A 16,096-nucleotide genomic window follows, 5' to 3' on the forward strand; every position below is an offset into this window, starting at 1 on the left:
AAAAGTTACACCTGGAACAACATAAGAAGATATAAATAATATTTATCAATCAATTCATCAATCATAATAAATCAAAATAAGGATGCTGTTAATTCACATCCTTTTTTTTTATTCCATTTTAGCAGCTTACTTATAAAGATTTTCCCCATATTTAAATTCCTGACTTAAGTTGCCACATTGTGGTGGCATTACAGACAACTTCAATAACGAACTTGTCATTTCAAAGCAGTTGATTTTAATGTCTTTGGTTATGAAGTTATCCGAGGACACCTCTTAATCCCACATCACATATCGAGGTATTAGAGCGTTTTAGGATTTTCTGATGGGTTACCCTGTCTGAGGTATTATCGTTGGTGTATCAGACTTTTTACTGATGGGAAATGCAAGGTCTGTTCCTATGGATTATATCCGTTGTTGTGATTTATTTATTTTTCCTTCGATAGTAATTCCTGCTCGATAGATTTTTTAAATATTTCTAATTCTTGTAAAGTCAACTCATTCCAGTTAGCTACATCGAAAGTATAATTTCGAATTGCTAAAACAGCTGCAATAAATTTAGAATCTTTACAGAGTTCATTGAAATCAAAAATTGCATCTTCATAGTCTAATTCAGTGTTACCTCTAGTTGGTTCTTCAATATTCAAACTAAACTTTTCATCGATATAATAGACATGTGGTGCTACAAAGCCTTCTGCCTGCGAAAAAATGACATTAAATTCCTCATAAACACCAAGCATTTTAGTTAATTGTTTTCTTAATTCCACATTCTGAATAGATAATAAGTTTCCTGTTGATTGAAGTTCATTTATTGTACCTCTAATTACAACAGGGGGTGCTAATTTTCCTAAATGATACATTCCATTCACGAAATCTTTTTGGTCAGTTTCAGGAATTAAACAATTGTTCAAATTGTCGATGATTTTAGTTGAACGATTTGCGGTGTTTATCATGAAGTCAGTATAAAGCCTTGTCTTTTCTATTGATACTTTTATGTCCTCATTTAATCTTTTAAGATATTCCAACTCATTTGCATTTCGTTTGCGATTTTCATTCCAGTTATTTACTTGTAATGCGATTAAAATCCCAATTACAACAAGAATAATTTCTCCGATTGCATAAATCAGATACTTGCTGAATTTGTTTTCAGCGAGTAATCGCTGGCGTATTCTTCTAAAAAACTTAATCATAATATTATCTCGTTTTATTTTCCGCAAGCGGCTATCTCAACCAAAGGTCTTCAAGACCTTTGATTTTGCTTTGCAAAATTGTGTTTCGATAATCTAAAGAATTTTATCATTGGTTATTAGGTTGGTCACGGTTTCAGCTACCGAAGCTTTCGCGTTGGAGCAATGATGTACAACGGTAAATTGTATGAATAGTGGTAGATTGCGTGTTAATTTCGTGTCAAACCGCTACGCAGTTTGAGCGGGTTACAAAACTTGATATTTAGCACTTTGCCTGCCATTACTTACCCAAAATGTCATACCTCGTTATTATTCAACTATTATATATTGGTTAATAATCATTGCCATTTTTCGATTGCTTGCAAGACTCCACCCAAGCCAATAAATCTGCTTTCATTTCTTCTGCTAATTCAGGGTTTTCTGCAATACTATTTTTTAATTCACCTGGATCGTTCAAAAGGTTATACAGCTCAAATGTTTCACCTTTATCAGTACTTATTAATTTATATTCCTGTGTTACCCACGATATTTTTCCACCATATTGAAATCCCATAGGCTTTTCTCTTACATTCTCTTTCCCATTTAAAACAGAAGTTAAACTCACGCCATCAATTGGGCGATCATCTGGAAAATCAAGTCTTAAAATATCAACAATGGTTGGTAAATAATCACTTGTAAAACAAGGGAATGCAGTTTTTTGTCCTGCTTCAATTCCATTTGGATAAACACAAAATGCAGGTACCCGAACACCTCCTTCATATAACGAACGTTTTCTTTCACGGTAAATTCCAGCAGTTCCTGGTGTGTCTCGTTCAGGTCCATTATCACTGCAAAACCAAAGCATTGTATTTTCGGCTTCGCCAAGTTCCACTAACTTTTTCCACAGCCTGCCTATTTGCTTATCCATTCCTGTAATGGTAGCATAATAAATCTGCTCTTTGAACGAATATTCACTGTAATCTGCCATCATTTCATCGGTAGCCACAACTGGTAAATGTGGTGTATGAAACCATACAACAGAAAAGAATGGATTCTTATCTAGAACGGATTTTTCAATAAATGGAATAGCTCTGTCTATAATCACCCTTGCATCATCACCATCTAAATTTTCAATAGCACTCTTTTCTTCCCCCTTCCAGTAGTAAGTTCCATAATTCCTAGCTTCACTTTTATCAGTCATTGCTTTCCAACCGTAACGTAAACTTTCACCTTTTTCTTCATCAAAAACGGCGGGTTTTAACATCGGATCGTAAGTAGGCACTTTCGATTCAGTAACAAAATATTCATCGTAACCATGCATACTTGGAATACTATAATGTGCGGAATCACCAGGTTTCCCACGGTTAGCATCTTTCACTTTTGTCGTTAATGTCCCGAGGTGCCATTTCCCAAAATGTCCCGTGGTATAACCTTTTTGTTTGAGCAATTCCGGTAAAGTAATTTCCTGTTCTTTTAAACGCCCCGAATTAGCTCCGGGAATGCCCAATCTATACGGATTTCTTCCGGTTAAGCAACTAGCTCGTGTTGGCGAGCAAACAGCAGACGCTGAGTAAAAACGGCTAAAGGTGATTCCTTTAGCGGCAAGCATGTCAAGGTTTGGGGTTTTTATTATTTCGTTTCCATTAAAACCTGTGTCGCCCCAACCAAGGTCGTCGCACATTATTAAAATGATATTAGGTTTCTTGTTTCCCTCTGTCTTTTTTTGTTGGCAGGAGAATAACAGGAATACCATGATTAAAGTAGATAATCTAATTATACTTTCTGTATTGCAACTTTTAATATTTAAATTATTCCTGTAGTGAATCATTCTTAAATTTTAGTACTAATTGATTAAACGAGGTACAACTAGTAACATGTTACCAATATATGTCTTTATCCCTGTTATTTGGCCGATAAACAAACATAACCCTTGGTTTCAGTCATCCTTATTCCCACTAAAAATAAGCAAAAAGTATTCAAAAGGAATCTAAATGACTAAATCACCCCATCATTCTCAAATTCTTAAAAAATTAGCGTGCATGATTATACCATTGAAATGACTCTGGCTGTTTTGGGTTATAGGGTCTCATTTAAGCATGACATATTGAGATATTATAGCGTTTAAGGATTTTCTGAGGCTTTACCCTGTCTGAGGTATTATCGTTCGTGTATCTGAACTTTTTCTTGAAAAAATATAATTAAAACAAACTCCACCAAAACCAGTCACTAATATGACCAAGACTATCCAGATGCTCACATGGGGGATACTCCTGATAGTAAAAGTATTGCAATTAAGACTCCTAGTAAAACTATTACACCTACTGGGACTGATAAGAAAGACAGGAGATTCGATAAATACCTATTCTTTATCTTAATCGATTTGATGTCCTCTTTGTTTATAGGAACGTTAATTAAATCACCTTTACTCCTTTTAACTCCAAAATATTCCTGGTTTATGCTTATGATTTTTTTATACTTTATAGTTTGATTGTCTATTTTTTTAAGTTTGACTTTGTTATTAGTTGCAGATGCCTCCTCTAAAGTTACTGGGGTTGTTCTGTATACTGTGCAACCTTGAATCAACACAAGTGTTGCAAGAAAAAAAGTGACTGCTTTTAAATATTTATTTATTGTTCTCAAAATGGTATTTTTTGAATCAATCAATGTACCTGTAATACTAATAATTCACAATGAGGGATATCAGTTAAAAATTACAGAACTGATGCTCATCATATCATCTATCACCTGTTCTGATTACATTGTTCATCGTTAATTTTAAAGGTGAATACAATGAAAAGACATTTGAAAGTGTTAGCACGCTTTTTGGCTTTGTTGATATTGATTCAGGGTTGCTCAATTTATAAACAAGTCTCTCCTCCTTATGAAGAGGCTATGAAACATAATGCCAGGGTTCGAGTAAAGTATCCACATCACCAAGCTGTTAAATTTAATAGCATCGAAGTCATTGAGGATAACATCTATGGTGTTAAGAAAGTCAGTGGTAAAACTGTAAAAACACTTGTCAATGTTGAAAAAGCAAAGAAAATCCAGGTTAAAGATAAAACAGCATCAATAATTGTAAGCATCGCAATTCCTGTTGTTCTGATTGGTGTATTAATTGCTGGTTTTTCAGTTGATCCTTTTGGTAAAGATTACACCTATCGGTATTAGACATTGATGACTAATTATATTTAATTTCTGGATTGCATTTAATATTAAGGAAGCCTGGGGAGAACAATAGGTTTAAAGTCTAAATAATAGGTAGTTATCCCAATTTATCCATGAAGACATTTTTCGGATATTCAAACAATAGACCCGTGCTATTTTTGATTAACTATTTATGTGGAGCGTTTTAAATAATTAAGAGTTTAATTTTTAAAACAGAAGCCATGAAAAAACACTTCAAAAAAATCGCTACTCTATTTTGCTTCATCCTATTAATTCAAAGTTGTTCGGTCTTTAAATCTGGTTTTACAGTCTATAAATCTGCTAATGTCAGTCTTTCTGAGGCATCGGAAACAAATAAAAAAGTTAAGATTACCAATTCCGATGGTGAGAAACTAAAATTCTATAGAGTTGAAAAAACTGAGGACGGTAAATTCATTGGGAAAAAAATGGTAAAGATGCTAAAAGGAAAAAAAATATTTAATGAATTTTCAATTGATAAGAAAGATATAGAAAAAGTTCAAATCCAAAATAAGACATTATCAACAGTATTTAATGTGACAGGTATCCTTGTTGTTGGGGCAGCAGGTTTTGTTGCAGGTGGTGTTTTGTTTGCTCTTTTAATCTTTTCGGGAATTTGATTTTTACTGATGCTCATCATTTCTACTTTTAACTGTTCTAATTACATTGTTCATCGATAATTTTAAAGATGAATACAATGAGAAGATATTTGAAAGTGTTAGCACGCTTCTTGGCTTTGTTGACATTAATTCAAAGTTGTACAGTTTACAAATCTGCCAACGTCACTCTTTCTGAGGCTGCAAAATCAAATTTGAATGTTAAAATCACTACTGATTCTGGAAAAAAAGTGAAATTTAATAAGATTGAATTATCCGATGACGGCAAGTTTTATGGTTTTGTAAGTAGGACTAGAAAATTTTGGATAAACACAAACCAAGTAGAAAAAGTTCAACTTCTGGACAAAAAAACATCCGATATGGTTAATATTGGTTTAGGCATAGGATTAACGCTTTTAATTTGGGGGTTTGTATCTAATAATGCTGATAGTTTCATTATGTCACCTGATTAAATTTGTTGTTTTTAATTATAAATTATTGCCGCTATATCATCCTTTATTAAGATGTTTAATAAAGGAAAAATTAAAAAATACCCCATCATTCTCAAATTCTTAAAAAATTAGTGTGCTTGATTACACCATTGAAATGACTCTGGCTGTTTTGGGGTGTAGGGTCTCATTTAAGCATGACTAATGGAGGTGTTAGAGCGCTTTAGGATTTTCTAAGGGTTTACCCTATCTAACGAATTATCGTTCGTCTCTCAGACTTTTTCTTTAAGTTATTACCAAATTTTATTGTTCTATTTCAACTGAAGTTATATCACCATTTTTCATTATCATTTTCTGATGGATATAGTTATACAATGATGAATGAAGTTCATTAAAAAGATGTTCGATATTAATAATTAGCAACTCTATCTCCTTGAAGAACGGTTTACCTTTCCGGTCAAAGTAAAAATAATTACAATTTTTAGGATTTGAAATACATAATTCATTTTTCTCCCAACGTTCTCCAAAAATGAGATCGTTAACCATAGTTCCAAAAAATGATCCTGATTCATTGCTATTACTATAATACCATAAAGACACTGGATCAAATTCATATTGACTATTACGGAAGGTAATATCAATTCTATAAAAATATGTGTCGCTATTATATCCAAATATTTTAATAACCGAATTGAGGGTATCTATAGCAAATATTGGTTCGGATTTGTTCGGTATTTCTGCTTTATAAAGAATATGACCGTCAAATTCAGGTACTTTTTCAAGAATTTCCTCAATTTTAATACCACTGCCATATTCCATCAAAACATACTTTTCTTTTATCCAGCTCATAGTATGGTCAAGCAATTCCTTTTTACTAACTGAATCGAATTTTACCTTTACAAATTCGGTAAATCCAGAAGGTGTGAATTTAAAGTATTCCAATCCTTCAATATCTTCACTCATATACAATATAGAGCTATTCCTTATGGTTTTACTGTTTCCATTGACTTCCAGAATATCAAGTTTATTACCTCTCTCTCTAATCTTACTAGCAATGATTGTTTCTCCCTTTTTAGTAACAATTCTGTATTGCTTCTCCTGTGCTATAATTAGGAAGGGAATCAAGATTATGATCCAAAGAATGTTTTTCATTTTATATTTATTTTAGTTAATGTTAGAGCCATGATTTTATCACTTCCTAATTATTAGGATTTAACGTCCTCAAATGATTAATATCTCCTTCCATATTTTATAGTGTCAGTGGTGTGACCCGAAAGAATGTTTATGATAGAATCGTTTGAAATTTTTTGGAATAATTTATTGTAAATTGGTTTTCCTGAAGTATTTTCCTGAACGCTATAAAAATAAGTAGTATCGGTTTTAATCTGCTCAATTAGAGTCGATGCATGTTCACCCCATCTTATTTTATTAAGCTGTTTATTCTGACTAAAAGATTTCAACCCATTTGAATAATAATAACTAATAACATCGGAATAAGTAAACTGAACTGCCCTCACATATTCATCATCATCCGCATACCACATTCCAATTATCCATTCTGGAGGAGCCAGATAGGTTTTATTTTCATAGTGTAAGTCTTTCATATCTTCAAACCATTCTGTTACAATATCAGGTCCATCAAAATATTCACTTGGACCACATGATAATAGAACAGAGCTAATTCCTACTAATAATATCTGTAGTGCTTTCATGATATTGTATTTAAGTTATATCATAAAATTACCTATCCATTAAAAATTGAATATCCTAGTTAATACATGAAGTACAAATCGGGACATATTTTATAAAAAAGTAACCTAACATTAATACTAAAAATTCACAATGAGGGATATCAGTTTAGGTTGTGTTAACTGAATTAATGAGGATTAACTATTCAGAGGTTTTAATTAGTTTGAGTTGTTCATTGGGTCATTTATATCTACACTATTGTTACCCGATGAACGAGCTAAAGTCAAAATTGATAAGAATAAAAGGAGTAATCTTTTCATATTAGTAAAGATAGTAACAAAATAATTACCATGTTCTCCAATATTGCCAACAATTTGTCTCAGGATAGTATACATAAATATTAGGATCTATTTTATTCCCATTGATATAATTATATAATGTTCTATTCAAATCGTTGAAAAGGATTTCAACTCGAGTAAAAAAGCATCTCCATTTTCGCTCTATCATTCCTGATTCGTCTCTAAAAGGTGTAATATCATAAATTGGAAATTCAAGAATATAGGTTTTGTCATAATTTCCTAATATTCCATCTACAAAACCATCGACCGCAGCTTTAAAAGGGTTTAGCTCAATTAATGGTTTTTCTTCATAATCAATATATGGATCTATATAACAGTAAAACAGATTAATTGGGTCTATTTTGTACCCTGTTTCATGGAATGTTAAATTAATTGTATAGAAAGTTGCGGATAATGGTACTATGCTTTTTAGGATTATTTGATTACATCCAACCAATGTTATTTTATAGTTGTCTTCATCAATATTGAATCTATATTCAAGCTCTGGGATTATTTTTGGCAAATTATCCCTTACACTAATGAAGCCTTTTGGTGCACTATTATTTTTATATAAGCCTCTACCTTCTTTTTCTGCAAACATCGAATCTGGTTGTATCAAAAAGCCATATTCAGTTGGAAGAAAAGACATCTCTATCCATTCCTTTGCTTTTAGAAAGAGTTCTTCTCCACTCATTGAATCAATACTTATTTCCAAAAAATCGGTTAACTCTGTAGGTTCCCATTCAAAATATTTCCAACCTTCAATGTCTTTTCTTATAGATAATATATTATTTGTTTTGATAGACTTTGTTTGTCCATTAGCATGAGTAACAAATACTTTTCTTTTTCCGTCAAAGTGATGCTTTCCATAAATTGTATCTAATTCTTTTCTGGTTATAACTCGAAACTCCTCTTCTTGAGACAATAACGGATATGGTATTATTAGGATTAGGACAATTAACGTGAGGAATAAAGTTTTAAAATGAAAACAAACTTTTGAAATCATGGCATTTCTCATTTAACATAGTCTGTTCCTTTAAATAAATAATTTAAAATATTAAAGGTGATGGGCAATGATATTGGTCAGTAATGAAGTCTTATTACACCTCCCTAGTGTCTTTGGCTGTTTTGGGGGATAGGGTCTCATTTAAGCATGACTAATGGAGGTGTTAGAGCGCTTTAGGATTTTCTAAGGGTTTACCCTGTCTGAGGTATTATCGTTCGTGTATCAGACCTTTTTCATTCTCTTAAAAAATGGATTACTTATATTATAACAAAAAGGAGACTACAGTGTAACAAAGGATGTATTACGTAGCGAATTTTAATCAAGAATCAATTAAGCTTTTATTTAGGATTATGGGTTGTCTTGTATTATTACTTATATTGGTGGTATAAACACAATGAGTTTATGCCTTCGTTGTGCTTAATTTTAGAAAACGAAATAACATTAAATTGATTTTATTTGTATTAACATAATTAATTCAAAATCTAACGAATAAGGATATGATAGAAACATTAGAAGAATATGCTTTAATCGCTGAAATAATATCAGCGATTGCCATCATTATATCTTTGGTGTTTGTTGGTGTTCAAATTAAAGCCAATACAAAAGCGACACAAGCATCAACTTTTCATGAAATTGCAGCTTTGGATATCAACATACTTCTGAATTTTAGCAGTTCAAAAGAATTGGCAAGATTAATCACTGTATTTAGAGATAATCCTGAATCATTAAATGAAGAGGAACAAATTCATGGTTTTTACTTGTTTGGCGCCGAGGTTCGACATGTCGAAAATTTATTTTTGCAAAATGAAAATAAAATGTTGAGTGCAAAAAATTGGAAATCTAGAAAAGCTCTAGTTGATGGTGTGGTACTCTCTGCGGGATTTGGAGCATTGTTAAAACATCCATTCAGTAAATTTTTTGATGGTTCATTTATTGAGTATGGTAGAAATCAAAGAATAAAGTCTGGAATAAAAGAATGATGTTGAATGTTAAAACGTTAAAAAACTTAGCACAATAATGTATAACCGTAATTACAGCCGATTCGACTACGTCCGAATACACTCGAAAAATTTGGGTTATTAGTTAGCGACAATTCTAAGATTGAGGCAAATGCGGTTTTATCACCGAGGACAATTTTGAAAAAAACAGCATTGTAAAACGACTTGAATTAATTGAGTAAATTACAAGGACAAAAAGCAGAACATACAACTTTGGCTATAAGTAATTGTGGTGAAAAATTTAGTTAGAAACAGATTTGTAGAACCCACAACCAAAACCCCCTTAAAAATATTTTTATTATATTAGGATTGTATTGAAAACTATCTTACGCATTATTATTAGCTAGTTAAAGGCAAAAGAGGACACTGCTAGCAGTTTATGCAGCAAGTAATCCATTGTGCTTAAAATAATTTAGCATTATATTTTTTTAAAACAGGTCACTTGATTTTTTACGTGCATCCAAAATTTATTCAAAAAAAATAGCCATAGTAAAAAAGACTGTCAATCCATTTTCAAAGCACATCAAAATTTTAAATTAAAAAACTTTGAAAGATTATAAATTAACATTAACCAATTAAATTGAAAATTATGAGAATTAAATTAACCATTCTAACAATTGTAGCCTTTGGTATCATACTAAATAGTTGTAAAGAAATTGAGGAAAAAGTGGAGGTAAAAGTTGACCTTTTAAATGATGAATTTCCAGAAGCCAAACAGGAAATAAATATGACCATAGACAGCATAGTTCAGAGTGTAAGAGATGTAGACCTTGATAGACTGATTTCTTTTCATGCCTATAGCCCTAAGTTTACTGAATTTAAAAATGGAGAAGTTCGAAATGGAGCTAAAGAAAATGAAGATTTTGAAAGAGGTGTTTTCGGTTCTGTTACAGAAATCTCAAAATTTGATATGAACGACACTAAAATTGCTGTTTATGGCGATATAGCTAATGTTACTACTCACACTGATTTTCATCTAAAGTTTGGAGAGGATTCCGTTGTCGTAAATGACCAAATGACACTTCTATTTCTGAAAACTGATAATGGATGGAGAATAGTTCACGAACATCATTCCCCACTGAACAAAGCCGAGGAATAAAAACTAAGTTTAATAAATATTAAAAAAAATTAGTGTGTCTGATTATACCATTGAAATGACTCTGGCTGTTTCGGGTTATAGGGTCTCATTTAAGCATGACGTATTGAGGTTTTAGAGGGTTTTAGGGATTTATAATGGTTTACCCTATCTAAGATATTATCGTTCCTCTCTCAGACCTTTTTACTGACAGGGATGACAAGGTCTATTCCTCTTACATAAATATTAAAACACTGTTAATCAATTATTCTTCATATATTACACTTGAAATTCAAGAAATTATTCTTTGACTCCCCTACAAAAAATTATATTTCACTTGAATGGTATAGTTTTCCCCCTTAAACATTGAATCCCCTTATGGCATAACGAATTAATCATCAATAGAAACCATTATTCACTAACTAAAAACAAAACATTATGAAAAAATTAGTAGTCATTGCCCTTATCTTATTTGGAGTCTCAAATATGAGTTCACAGAATGGTGTGTTCGCCTATGGTTACAGACATGTCCCGGCTGATGAAATGGAAGTCTTTATGGCGAATGAAGCCATGTATTGGAGTAAGGTTCATGCAAACCTTATGAAGAAAGGTAAATTAACAGGCTGGACGGTAATGAGAAGGATTGGTGGTTTGGAATCTGAACCCAACGTTTATTTTTTCCTAGGAATTGGTCCTTTAGAAAATCTTGACAATTTGAATAAAGATTACCCTGAAGCTGAAAAGGAAGTCAGAAGCGCTATGGATAAAGAAAAGCTAGCGCTCATTGACGAACGACTCAAACAACCAAAGTTTAGGGTAGCAAATGTATTGCTTAGCAGGAGATCGTTTGTTGGTTCAGTAGATGCCGAATGGAATTATTTAGTTCATAATTATGCGAAAGCCACTGATGTCAATGCTTTTTTGGATGCACAGGATAAATATTGGAAGCCGTTTTTTGAAGAACATATCACAAAAAAGAACACCAAACAAGTGTTCTGGTATACAGCATCGGTCCTTAACCCACGAGGTTATGGTTATAATTGGAATTGTTACACAGTTGATGCCTACAAAAACATGAGTGATATCTATGATTCATGGAATACAGATATCGATTTCCCCGAGGAAGGCTGGAAAAAAACGAGTGATCTAATGAAAAATCAAGATTTCTATAAGCGTGTAATATGGAAAAAAGTGATGTCACTTGATTCAGAAGGCAATTTAGTAAAGAATTGGAATTGATAACAAGTAAAGATTGTTTAACCCCTCATTTGAGGGGTTTTTTGTAAATGAAAGTAAGCAAAGTATGCATGACCAACTTATTCCAAGAAAAACCAAAAAATTAGTATGCTTGATTGAACCACTGAAATGACTCTGGCTGTTTTGGGGGTTAAAAGTTCAATAGAATTGGTGATTTATTCATTGTTTCTTTTTTGTGCTGCTATAGATTAAAAAAAAGGGAGATATTATTCTCCCTTCTAATATTTGAATATAATAATCAGTTTAAATTAAATGTCGCACCTATTCCAACTGAAGAGGCATCAATAGAATCTTTTATCATACTCTGGTAATATCCAAATATATCAGCAGAACCAATTCTTAAACCAATTTTTGGATAATAATAAAATCCTCCCCCATCTGAACCCTCATTAGTTATAATTCCGTATCCCACATCGGCTCCAAAAAACCAATCTTCGCCTAATACAATTCTTGAAGAAAGTGCAACCGGTATAACACCGAGATCCTCTACTTCAAACCCATCAAAATCTTTACTAAAGAAATTGATATATCCTGTTGCAAGTCCTACATCAAGACCTTCACCTAAATTAAACAAATAAGACACATCCAATCCAAGAGTAAATGACGAAAGGTCATCCCAATCGCCCACTGGAATACCCACATGTAAACCTAAATTGAATCCTTCGCCGGAGTTAGAATTTTGGGAATTATCTTCCCCACCTTGTGCGCTAATATTTGAGAATCCAAATACAGCAATGATAACAAATAATAATTTTTTCATAATTGTATAATTTAATGTTTGATTAAATTTAAAATGGTCTTTTTTAATGAATGTCCCAATTCCTGTATGAAGGATAAATCAGGACAGATTTCATAAATAATCAATGTAAGTGTAATACTAAAAATTCACAATGAGGGATATCAGTTTAGATGGTGTTAACTGAATTAAAGAATAATCATGAATAATTTATAACTATGGGTAACAGGTTTTAGGTATAATTAAAGTTAAAAATTATCACCTCAACTTTTTTCAGACTCAAAAAATTAGTGTGTCTGAATATACCTGTTTATGGTCTTTGTTGATTTGGCGCTATTCGGTATTTATCAACTTGTCCATTTCATGCGATAATCGCCTTCTGACTTCCTTAAATGCTTCATTCAGGGCTAAATTTTCCCACTCATATGGATCGTTTTTGTGATCATACAATTCCTCTTGGCCATTGCCATATCGAATGTAACGCCAATTTTGAGTTCTGTATGAGAAGTTTTGTTTTTCGGTCGGAATATCAACTCCGAAATTACCCACCACACTCAAAGCTCCCTTAGGGCCTTTCCAATTTTCTTCTTTCCCATCAATAAAAGGCTTCAAGCTAAAGCCGCCTAAATCGCCACCTAAATCATCCAATTTATTGGATCCTTTCAGGTTGCAATAATCTTTTAAGGTTGGGTACAGATCTATTAGTGATACAGGATGTTCAACTTGGAAATTTTCTTTGCAATCAGGTGTTTTAATAACTAATGGAATTCTCATACTTTCTTCCCAAGGAGAGTTTTTAAACAAATACTCTTTTTCACCCATTTGCCAACCATGATCACTTGTTAAAACAACAATGGTATTCTCTTTAAACTTACTGTTATTTAAGGCATCCATCACTTTGCCTATTTGTTCATCAACAAATGCAACACAGGCTAAATAGGCTTGCAAAAAATGTTTTAAAGCCGTTTCATGATCACCACCATAGGACTCCAGAAGCATTCTATAATATTTGGGCCCTTTGTTATCTTTATTTTCTGTGTTAAAATTAGCCTTGTAAAACGTGTCATCTGAATCATCGGGTTTCCATTGATCCAATACTAAATCTTCTAAAGGAAACATGTCAAAGTATTTATCAGGTGCGTGTAATGGTGTATGAGGTCTTACAAAACCCACTGCCAAAACGAAGGGTTGTTCCGTTTCATTTTTTTCCAGTTCTAAAATTTTATTGGCCGCCCATTGTGCATGCAATTCATCTTGCATTAGATCTCTATCATTATCTGAAATATATCGCATTGGCTTTTTATCCCATCCGTACACCCAGCCTTTTTTTCCTTCTATACCTTCCGATTTTACACTGGAAAGCCTTCCATAGGAACCATCAATTGGGCCAATACTATTAAAGGGAGCGGGCACCGACGGGTTTGAATTGTTCTTCTCTCCATCAAAATAAAGCGGGCCATAATTATGCTTTAATGGCATACCCCACTCGTCCCAGTCTTCCATGACGCTGCCGTGCGTAATTTTACCAGAGCCCAAAGTCTTATATCCATTTTCCTTAAAATAGCGCATAAGGGTTTTGTTATGTTTAAGAACGGGCTGTTTTTTTAAATCGGTCCAGCCATAGTCTTTTGAAACATGTGGATATACACCGGTAATAAAACTATTTCTGGACGGTGAACACACTGGGATATTGGATTGCGCATTCAAAAAACGAACACCTGAGTTGGTGAGTTTATCAATATGGGGTGTTCTGGCTTGAGGGTGCCCTCCAAAAACACCTTGATAATCGTTAAGATCATCACAAATAATGAGCAGGACATTGGGTTTCATTGTATCGGTCTGGCAATATGGCATTTTAAAAGTGAAAAATAACACCAATACCAGTGACAACCTTAGCTTCATTCTTTCTAGTTGTTAATTTATAATTGGTTCTAAGAAAAACTGCTTAGTCATTAATTAAAAAGGGTAAAAAGTCTTTAGAACAAATTATTTGTCAGTTTTAATAATATGATTAAATAATAAATAAAAATACATTTATGCTTGAAATATTTTTACGTTTCCCCATAAAATGTTAGAAATAATATATAAAAGATTGAATTTAATTGATAAAATACTGGTATTATACTTCTCGTTTAACTTATTATTTAGACTTGACGTTTATGCTATTATTTTGAAATACCAAAAATTACTATTTATCATTATACTATTGAAACGACTCGTGCTGTTTTGGGATTTCCGAGGAATAATAGGGTGATTATCATATCATAAGCATTATTAAAAGTAAAATACAAACTTAACTTTTGTTTTTGCCGCCAAGGATAGCAAGGAATGTTCCGATCGTTATTAACAAAGTAATAATACCAATCAAACACAGGCTCATAACGATAATCCCGCCCTCGAAAGCATCCGGAGGAGGAGTAACACCTTTAATAGATTGCCTAATTGCTTCAACAACATGGGCAAAACCAAAAATTAAAGTAAATGTGCTAATCGGTAGGAAAATAATTAGAAGAATAAAATTGAACCAAAAAGGAAATTTTAAAAACGGATTCTTCATGACCAGTAAATGTAATTGAAACTAAATGTAAATGAAACTCCAAAAAAAGTAAATGATATTAGTCAGTCTTGAGGTATTATGAGACCTCCCTGGTGTCTTTGGCTGTTTTGGGGTGTAGTGCCTCATCTAAGTATGACATGCAGAGGTTTTAGAGCGATTTAGATGTTTCTGATGGTGTAGGGGTAGGAGGGAATTTTTGTTTGTCTGTCAATGTTTTAAAAAAGATTTTATTCTTTTATTTATACTGTTTCCTTATTCATCTTCATAATTCCGTTGCTAAATTAAATTTAAAATATTTGTCCCCTTAATTTTTTGGTCCGCATAAAATTAAACCATCCACATGTGAAGAAGATACATGTCCGCTAAAAAATACTATTTCTAGACAGGTTAAGTCTCCATTTTTAAATTCCTCATATTTATAAATCATAATATCATCAGTGATATCAAAAGTTGTAATCTGCAGATATTCAATTTCATCAATTATTTGAGAAGATCTATATTCCAAAGTTCCATTGGATTGTTCCTTACCAAGAATATTTTCATCCATAGAATGCGTGTTTATAGTTATTGATTCACCCACTTTTTCAGAAAGAGTCACATATTTATGTTCAAAGCAATAATTATTCGATTCATTGGCTCTTTCGGAACGCCACCAATATTCCACTGGTTTGTTTAAGTCATTAATAAACCGGAAGTAAAATTTTTTCGGGTTAATCTCAAAATTCCAGTATTTCCATGTAGTACCTTCAAACTTCTCCAAAAAAGTTTTATGACCATCGTCAAACTCTTCAATATCATCTTTACTACACGTCAATAACACAAGAGAAAGAAATATAACGAGCATTATTTTTTTCATGATTATTTTATTGTTTATTTCACAATTATTGTATTTAACGTGTAAATGTTTCTTTATAGAGGAGATAGTCTCTTTATCTCTTGCTTTATGTTTCATTTACAGTACTAAAATTAAACTTAACATATAAGATTAGTATCCCAGATAATATTCTATAGAGAAATTCGGATAAATTAAGATTTCTTTAAAAATT

16 protein-coding genes are annotated in these 16,096 nt (G+C 32.4%); 6 read left to right on the top strand and 10 right to left on the bottom strand.

Annotation, left to right across the window (positions count from 1 at the left end; all coding sequences use genetic code 11):
• Positions 1-425: 425 nt before the first annotated feature.
• The 3 genes from MR041_RS00970 to MR041_RS00980 all read right to left on the bottom strand — a co-directional run bounded on the left by MR041_RS00970 (position 426) and on the right by MR041_RS00980 (position 3,803).
• Entirely contained in the window at positions 426-1,187 is a 762-nt protein-coding gene (locus MR041_RS00970) for a DUF6090 family protein (protein ID WP_242091710.1), read from the bottom strand.
• 328 nt (positions 1,188-1,515) lie between these two features.
• Entirely contained in the window at positions 1,516-2,991 is a 1,476-nt protein-coding gene (locus MR041_RS00975) for a sulfatase family protein (RefSeq protein WP_242091711.1), read from the bottom strand.
• 425 nt (positions 2,992-3,416) lie between these two features.
• Positions 3,417-3,803, bottom strand: a complete 387-nt coding sequence (locus MR041_RS00980) for a hypothetical protein (protein WP_242091712.1) — start codon at positions 3,801-3,803, stop codon at positions 3,417-3,419.
• Positions 3,804-3,953: 150 nt separating this feature from the next.
• On the opposite strand from MR041_RS00980, the gene MR041_RS00985 reads away from it, so the two are divergent.
• The 3 genes from MR041_RS00985 to MR041_RS00995 all read left to right on the top strand — a co-directional run bounded on the left by MR041_RS00985 (position 3,954) and on the right by MR041_RS00995 (position 5,418).
• Positions 3,954-4,334, top strand: coding sequence for a hypothetical protein (locus tag MR041_RS00985; protein ID WP_242091713.1), 381 nt, complete (start codon positions 3,954-3,956; stop codon positions 4,332-4,334).
• A 218-nt stretch (positions 4,335-4,552) separates the two neighbouring features.
• Complete coding sequence (locus tag MR041_RS00990; RefSeq protein WP_242091714.1) at positions 4,553-4,969, top strand: hypothetical protein; 417 nt, start codon at positions 4,553-4,555, stop codon at positions 4,967-4,969.
• 77 nt (positions 4,970-5,046) lie between these two features.
• Positions 5,047-5,418 carry a hypothetical protein gene (locus MR041_RS00995; protein WP_242091715.1) on the top strand — a complete coding sequence of 124 codons (372 nt, stop codon included), beginning with the start codon at positions 5,047-5,049 and terminating at the stop codon, positions 5,416-5,418.
• A gap of 279 nt (positions 5,419-5,697) precedes the next feature.
• Here MR041_RS00995 and MR041_RS01000 read toward each other — a convergent pair whose 3' ends face one another.
• From MR041_RS01000 to MR041_RS01010, 3 genes are all read right to left on the bottom strand, one after another.
• Complete coding sequence (locus MR041_RS01000) at positions 5,698-6,546, bottom strand: hypothetical protein (protein ID WP_242091716.1); 849 nt, start codon at positions 6,544-6,546, stop codon at positions 5,698-5,700.
• A gap of 77 nt (positions 6,547-6,623) precedes the next feature.
• Positions 6,624-7,106, bottom strand: a complete 483-nt coding sequence (locus tag MR041_RS01005) for a hypothetical protein (protein ID WP_242091717.1) — start codon at positions 7,104-7,106, stop codon at positions 6,624-6,626.
• Between the two features lie 322 nt (positions 7,107-7,428).
• A complete protein-coding gene (locus MR041_RS01010; RefSeq protein WP_242091718.1) occupies positions 7,429-8,427 on the bottom strand; it encodes a hypothetical protein in 999 nt (332 codons plus the stop codon).
• 497 nt (positions 8,428-8,924) lie between these two features.
• Between MR041_RS01010 and MR041_RS01015 the strand changes: the two genes are divergently transcribed.
• The 3 genes from MR041_RS01015 (at position 8,925) to MR041_RS01025 (ending at position 11,739) form a co-directional block, all read left to right on the top strand.
• Positions 8,925-9,407 (top strand): hypothetical protein, encoded by a 483-nt coding sequence (locus MR041_RS01015; RefSeq protein ID WP_242091719.1) that lies wholly within the window; start codon positions 8,925-8,927, stop codon positions 9,405-9,407.
• 607 nt (positions 9,408-10,014) lie between these two features.
• Complete coding sequence (locus MR041_RS01020; RefSeq protein ID WP_242091720.1) at positions 10,015-10,524, top strand: nuclear transport factor 2 family protein; 510 nt, start codon at positions 10,015-10,017, stop codon at positions 10,522-10,524.
• Positions 10,525-10,938: 414 nt separating this feature from the next.
• Positions 10,939-11,739 (top strand): hypothetical protein, encoded by an 801-nt coding sequence (locus MR041_RS01025; protein ID WP_242091721.1) that lies wholly within the window; start codon positions 10,939-10,941, stop codon positions 11,737-11,739.
• 256 nt (positions 11,740-11,995) lie between these two features.
• On the opposite strand, the gene MR041_RS01030 is transcribed toward MR041_RS01025, so the two are convergent.
• From MR041_RS01030 to MR041_RS01045, 4 genes are all read right to left on the bottom strand, one after another.
• Positions 11,996-12,517 carry a hypothetical protein gene (locus MR041_RS01030; RefSeq protein WP_242091722.1) on the bottom strand — a complete coding sequence of 174 codons (522 nt, stop codon included), beginning with the start codon at positions 12,515-12,517 and terminating at the stop codon, positions 11,996-11,998.
• Positions 12,518-12,826: 309 nt separating this feature from the next.
• Complete coding sequence (locus MR041_RS01035; RefSeq protein WP_242091723.1) at positions 12,827-14,395, bottom strand: sulfatase; 1,569 nt, start codon at positions 14,393-14,395, stop codon at positions 12,827-12,829.
• Positions 14,396-14,786: 391 nt separating this feature from the next.
• Positions 14,787-15,050 (bottom strand): hypothetical protein, encoded by a 264-nt coding sequence (locus MR041_RS01040; protein WP_242091724.1) that lies wholly within the window; start codon positions 15,048-15,050, stop codon positions 14,787-14,789.
• A gap of 304 nt (positions 15,051-15,354) precedes the next feature.
• Positions 15,355-16,002, bottom strand: coding sequence for a hypothetical protein (locus MR041_RS01045; RefSeq protein ID WP_242091725.1), 648 nt, complete (start codon positions 16,000-16,002; stop codon positions 15,355-15,357).
• Positions 16,003-16,096: the final 94 nt, after the last annotated feature.

Origin of the sequence: Aestuariivivens sediminicola, assembly GCF_022662015.1 — a bacterium.
GTDB classification, from domain to species: Bacteria; Bacteroidota; Bacteroidia; order Flavobacteriales; family Flavobacteriaceae; genus Aestuariivivens; species Aestuariivivens sediminicola.

Coding starts and splice junctions, on each gene's coding strand:
- MR041_RS00970 (WP_242091710.1), bottom strand. CDS start 1,187: ATGATTAAGTTTTTTAGAAGAATACGCCAGCGATTACTCGCTGAAAAC.
- MR041_RS00985 (WP_242091713.1), top strand. CDS start 3,954: ATGAAAAGACATTTGAAAGTGTTAGCACGCTTTTTGGCTTTGTTGATA.
- MR041_RS01010 (WP_242091718.1), bottom strand. CDS start 8,427: ATGATTTCAAAAGTTTGTTTTCATTTTAAAACTTTATTCCTCACGTTA.
- MR041_RS01030 (WP_242091722.1), bottom strand. CDS start 12,517: ATGAAAAAATTATTATTTGTTATCATTGCTGTATTTGGATTCTCAAAT.
- MR041_RS00990 (WP_242091714.1), top strand. CDS start 4,553: ATGAAAAAACACTTCAAAAAAATCGCTACTCTATTTTGCTTCATCCTA.
- MR041_RS00975 (WP_242091711.1), bottom strand. CDS start 2,991: ATGATTCACTACAGGAATAATTTAAATATTAAAAGTTGCAATACAGAA.
- MR041_RS01015 (WP_242091719.1), top strand. CDS start 8,925: ATGATAGAAACATTAGAAGAATATGCTTTAATCGCTGAAATAATATCA.
- MR041_RS01020 (WP_242091720.1), top strand. CDS start 10,015: ATGAGAATTAAATTAACCATTCTAACAATTGTAGCCTTTGGTATCATA.
- MR041_RS01000 (WP_242091716.1), bottom strand. CDS start 6,546: ATGAAAAACATTCTTTGGATCATAATCTTGATTCCCTTCCTAATTATA.
- MR041_RS01025 (WP_242091721.1), top strand. CDS start 10,939: ATGAAAAAATTAGTAGTCATTGCCCTTATCTTATTTGGAGTCTCAAAT.
- MR041_RS01045 (WP_242091725.1), bottom strand. CDS start 16,002: ATGAAACATAAAGCAAGAGATAAAGAGACTATCTCCTCTATAAAGAAA.
- MR041_RS01035 (WP_242091723.1), bottom strand. CDS start 14,395: ATGAAGCTAAGGTTGTCACTGGTATTGGTGTTATTTTTCACTTTTAAA.
- MR041_RS01040 (WP_242091724.1), bottom strand. CDS start 15,050: ATGAAGAATCCGTTTTTAAAATTTCCTTTTTGGTTCAATTTTATTCTT.
- MR041_RS01005 (WP_242091717.1), bottom strand. CDS start 7,106: ATGAAAGCACTACAGATATTATTAGTAGGAATTAGCTCTGTTCTATTA.
- MR041_RS00995 (WP_242091715.1), top strand. CDS start 5,047: ATGAGAAGATATTTGAAAGTGTTAGCACGCTTCTTGGCTTTGTTGACA.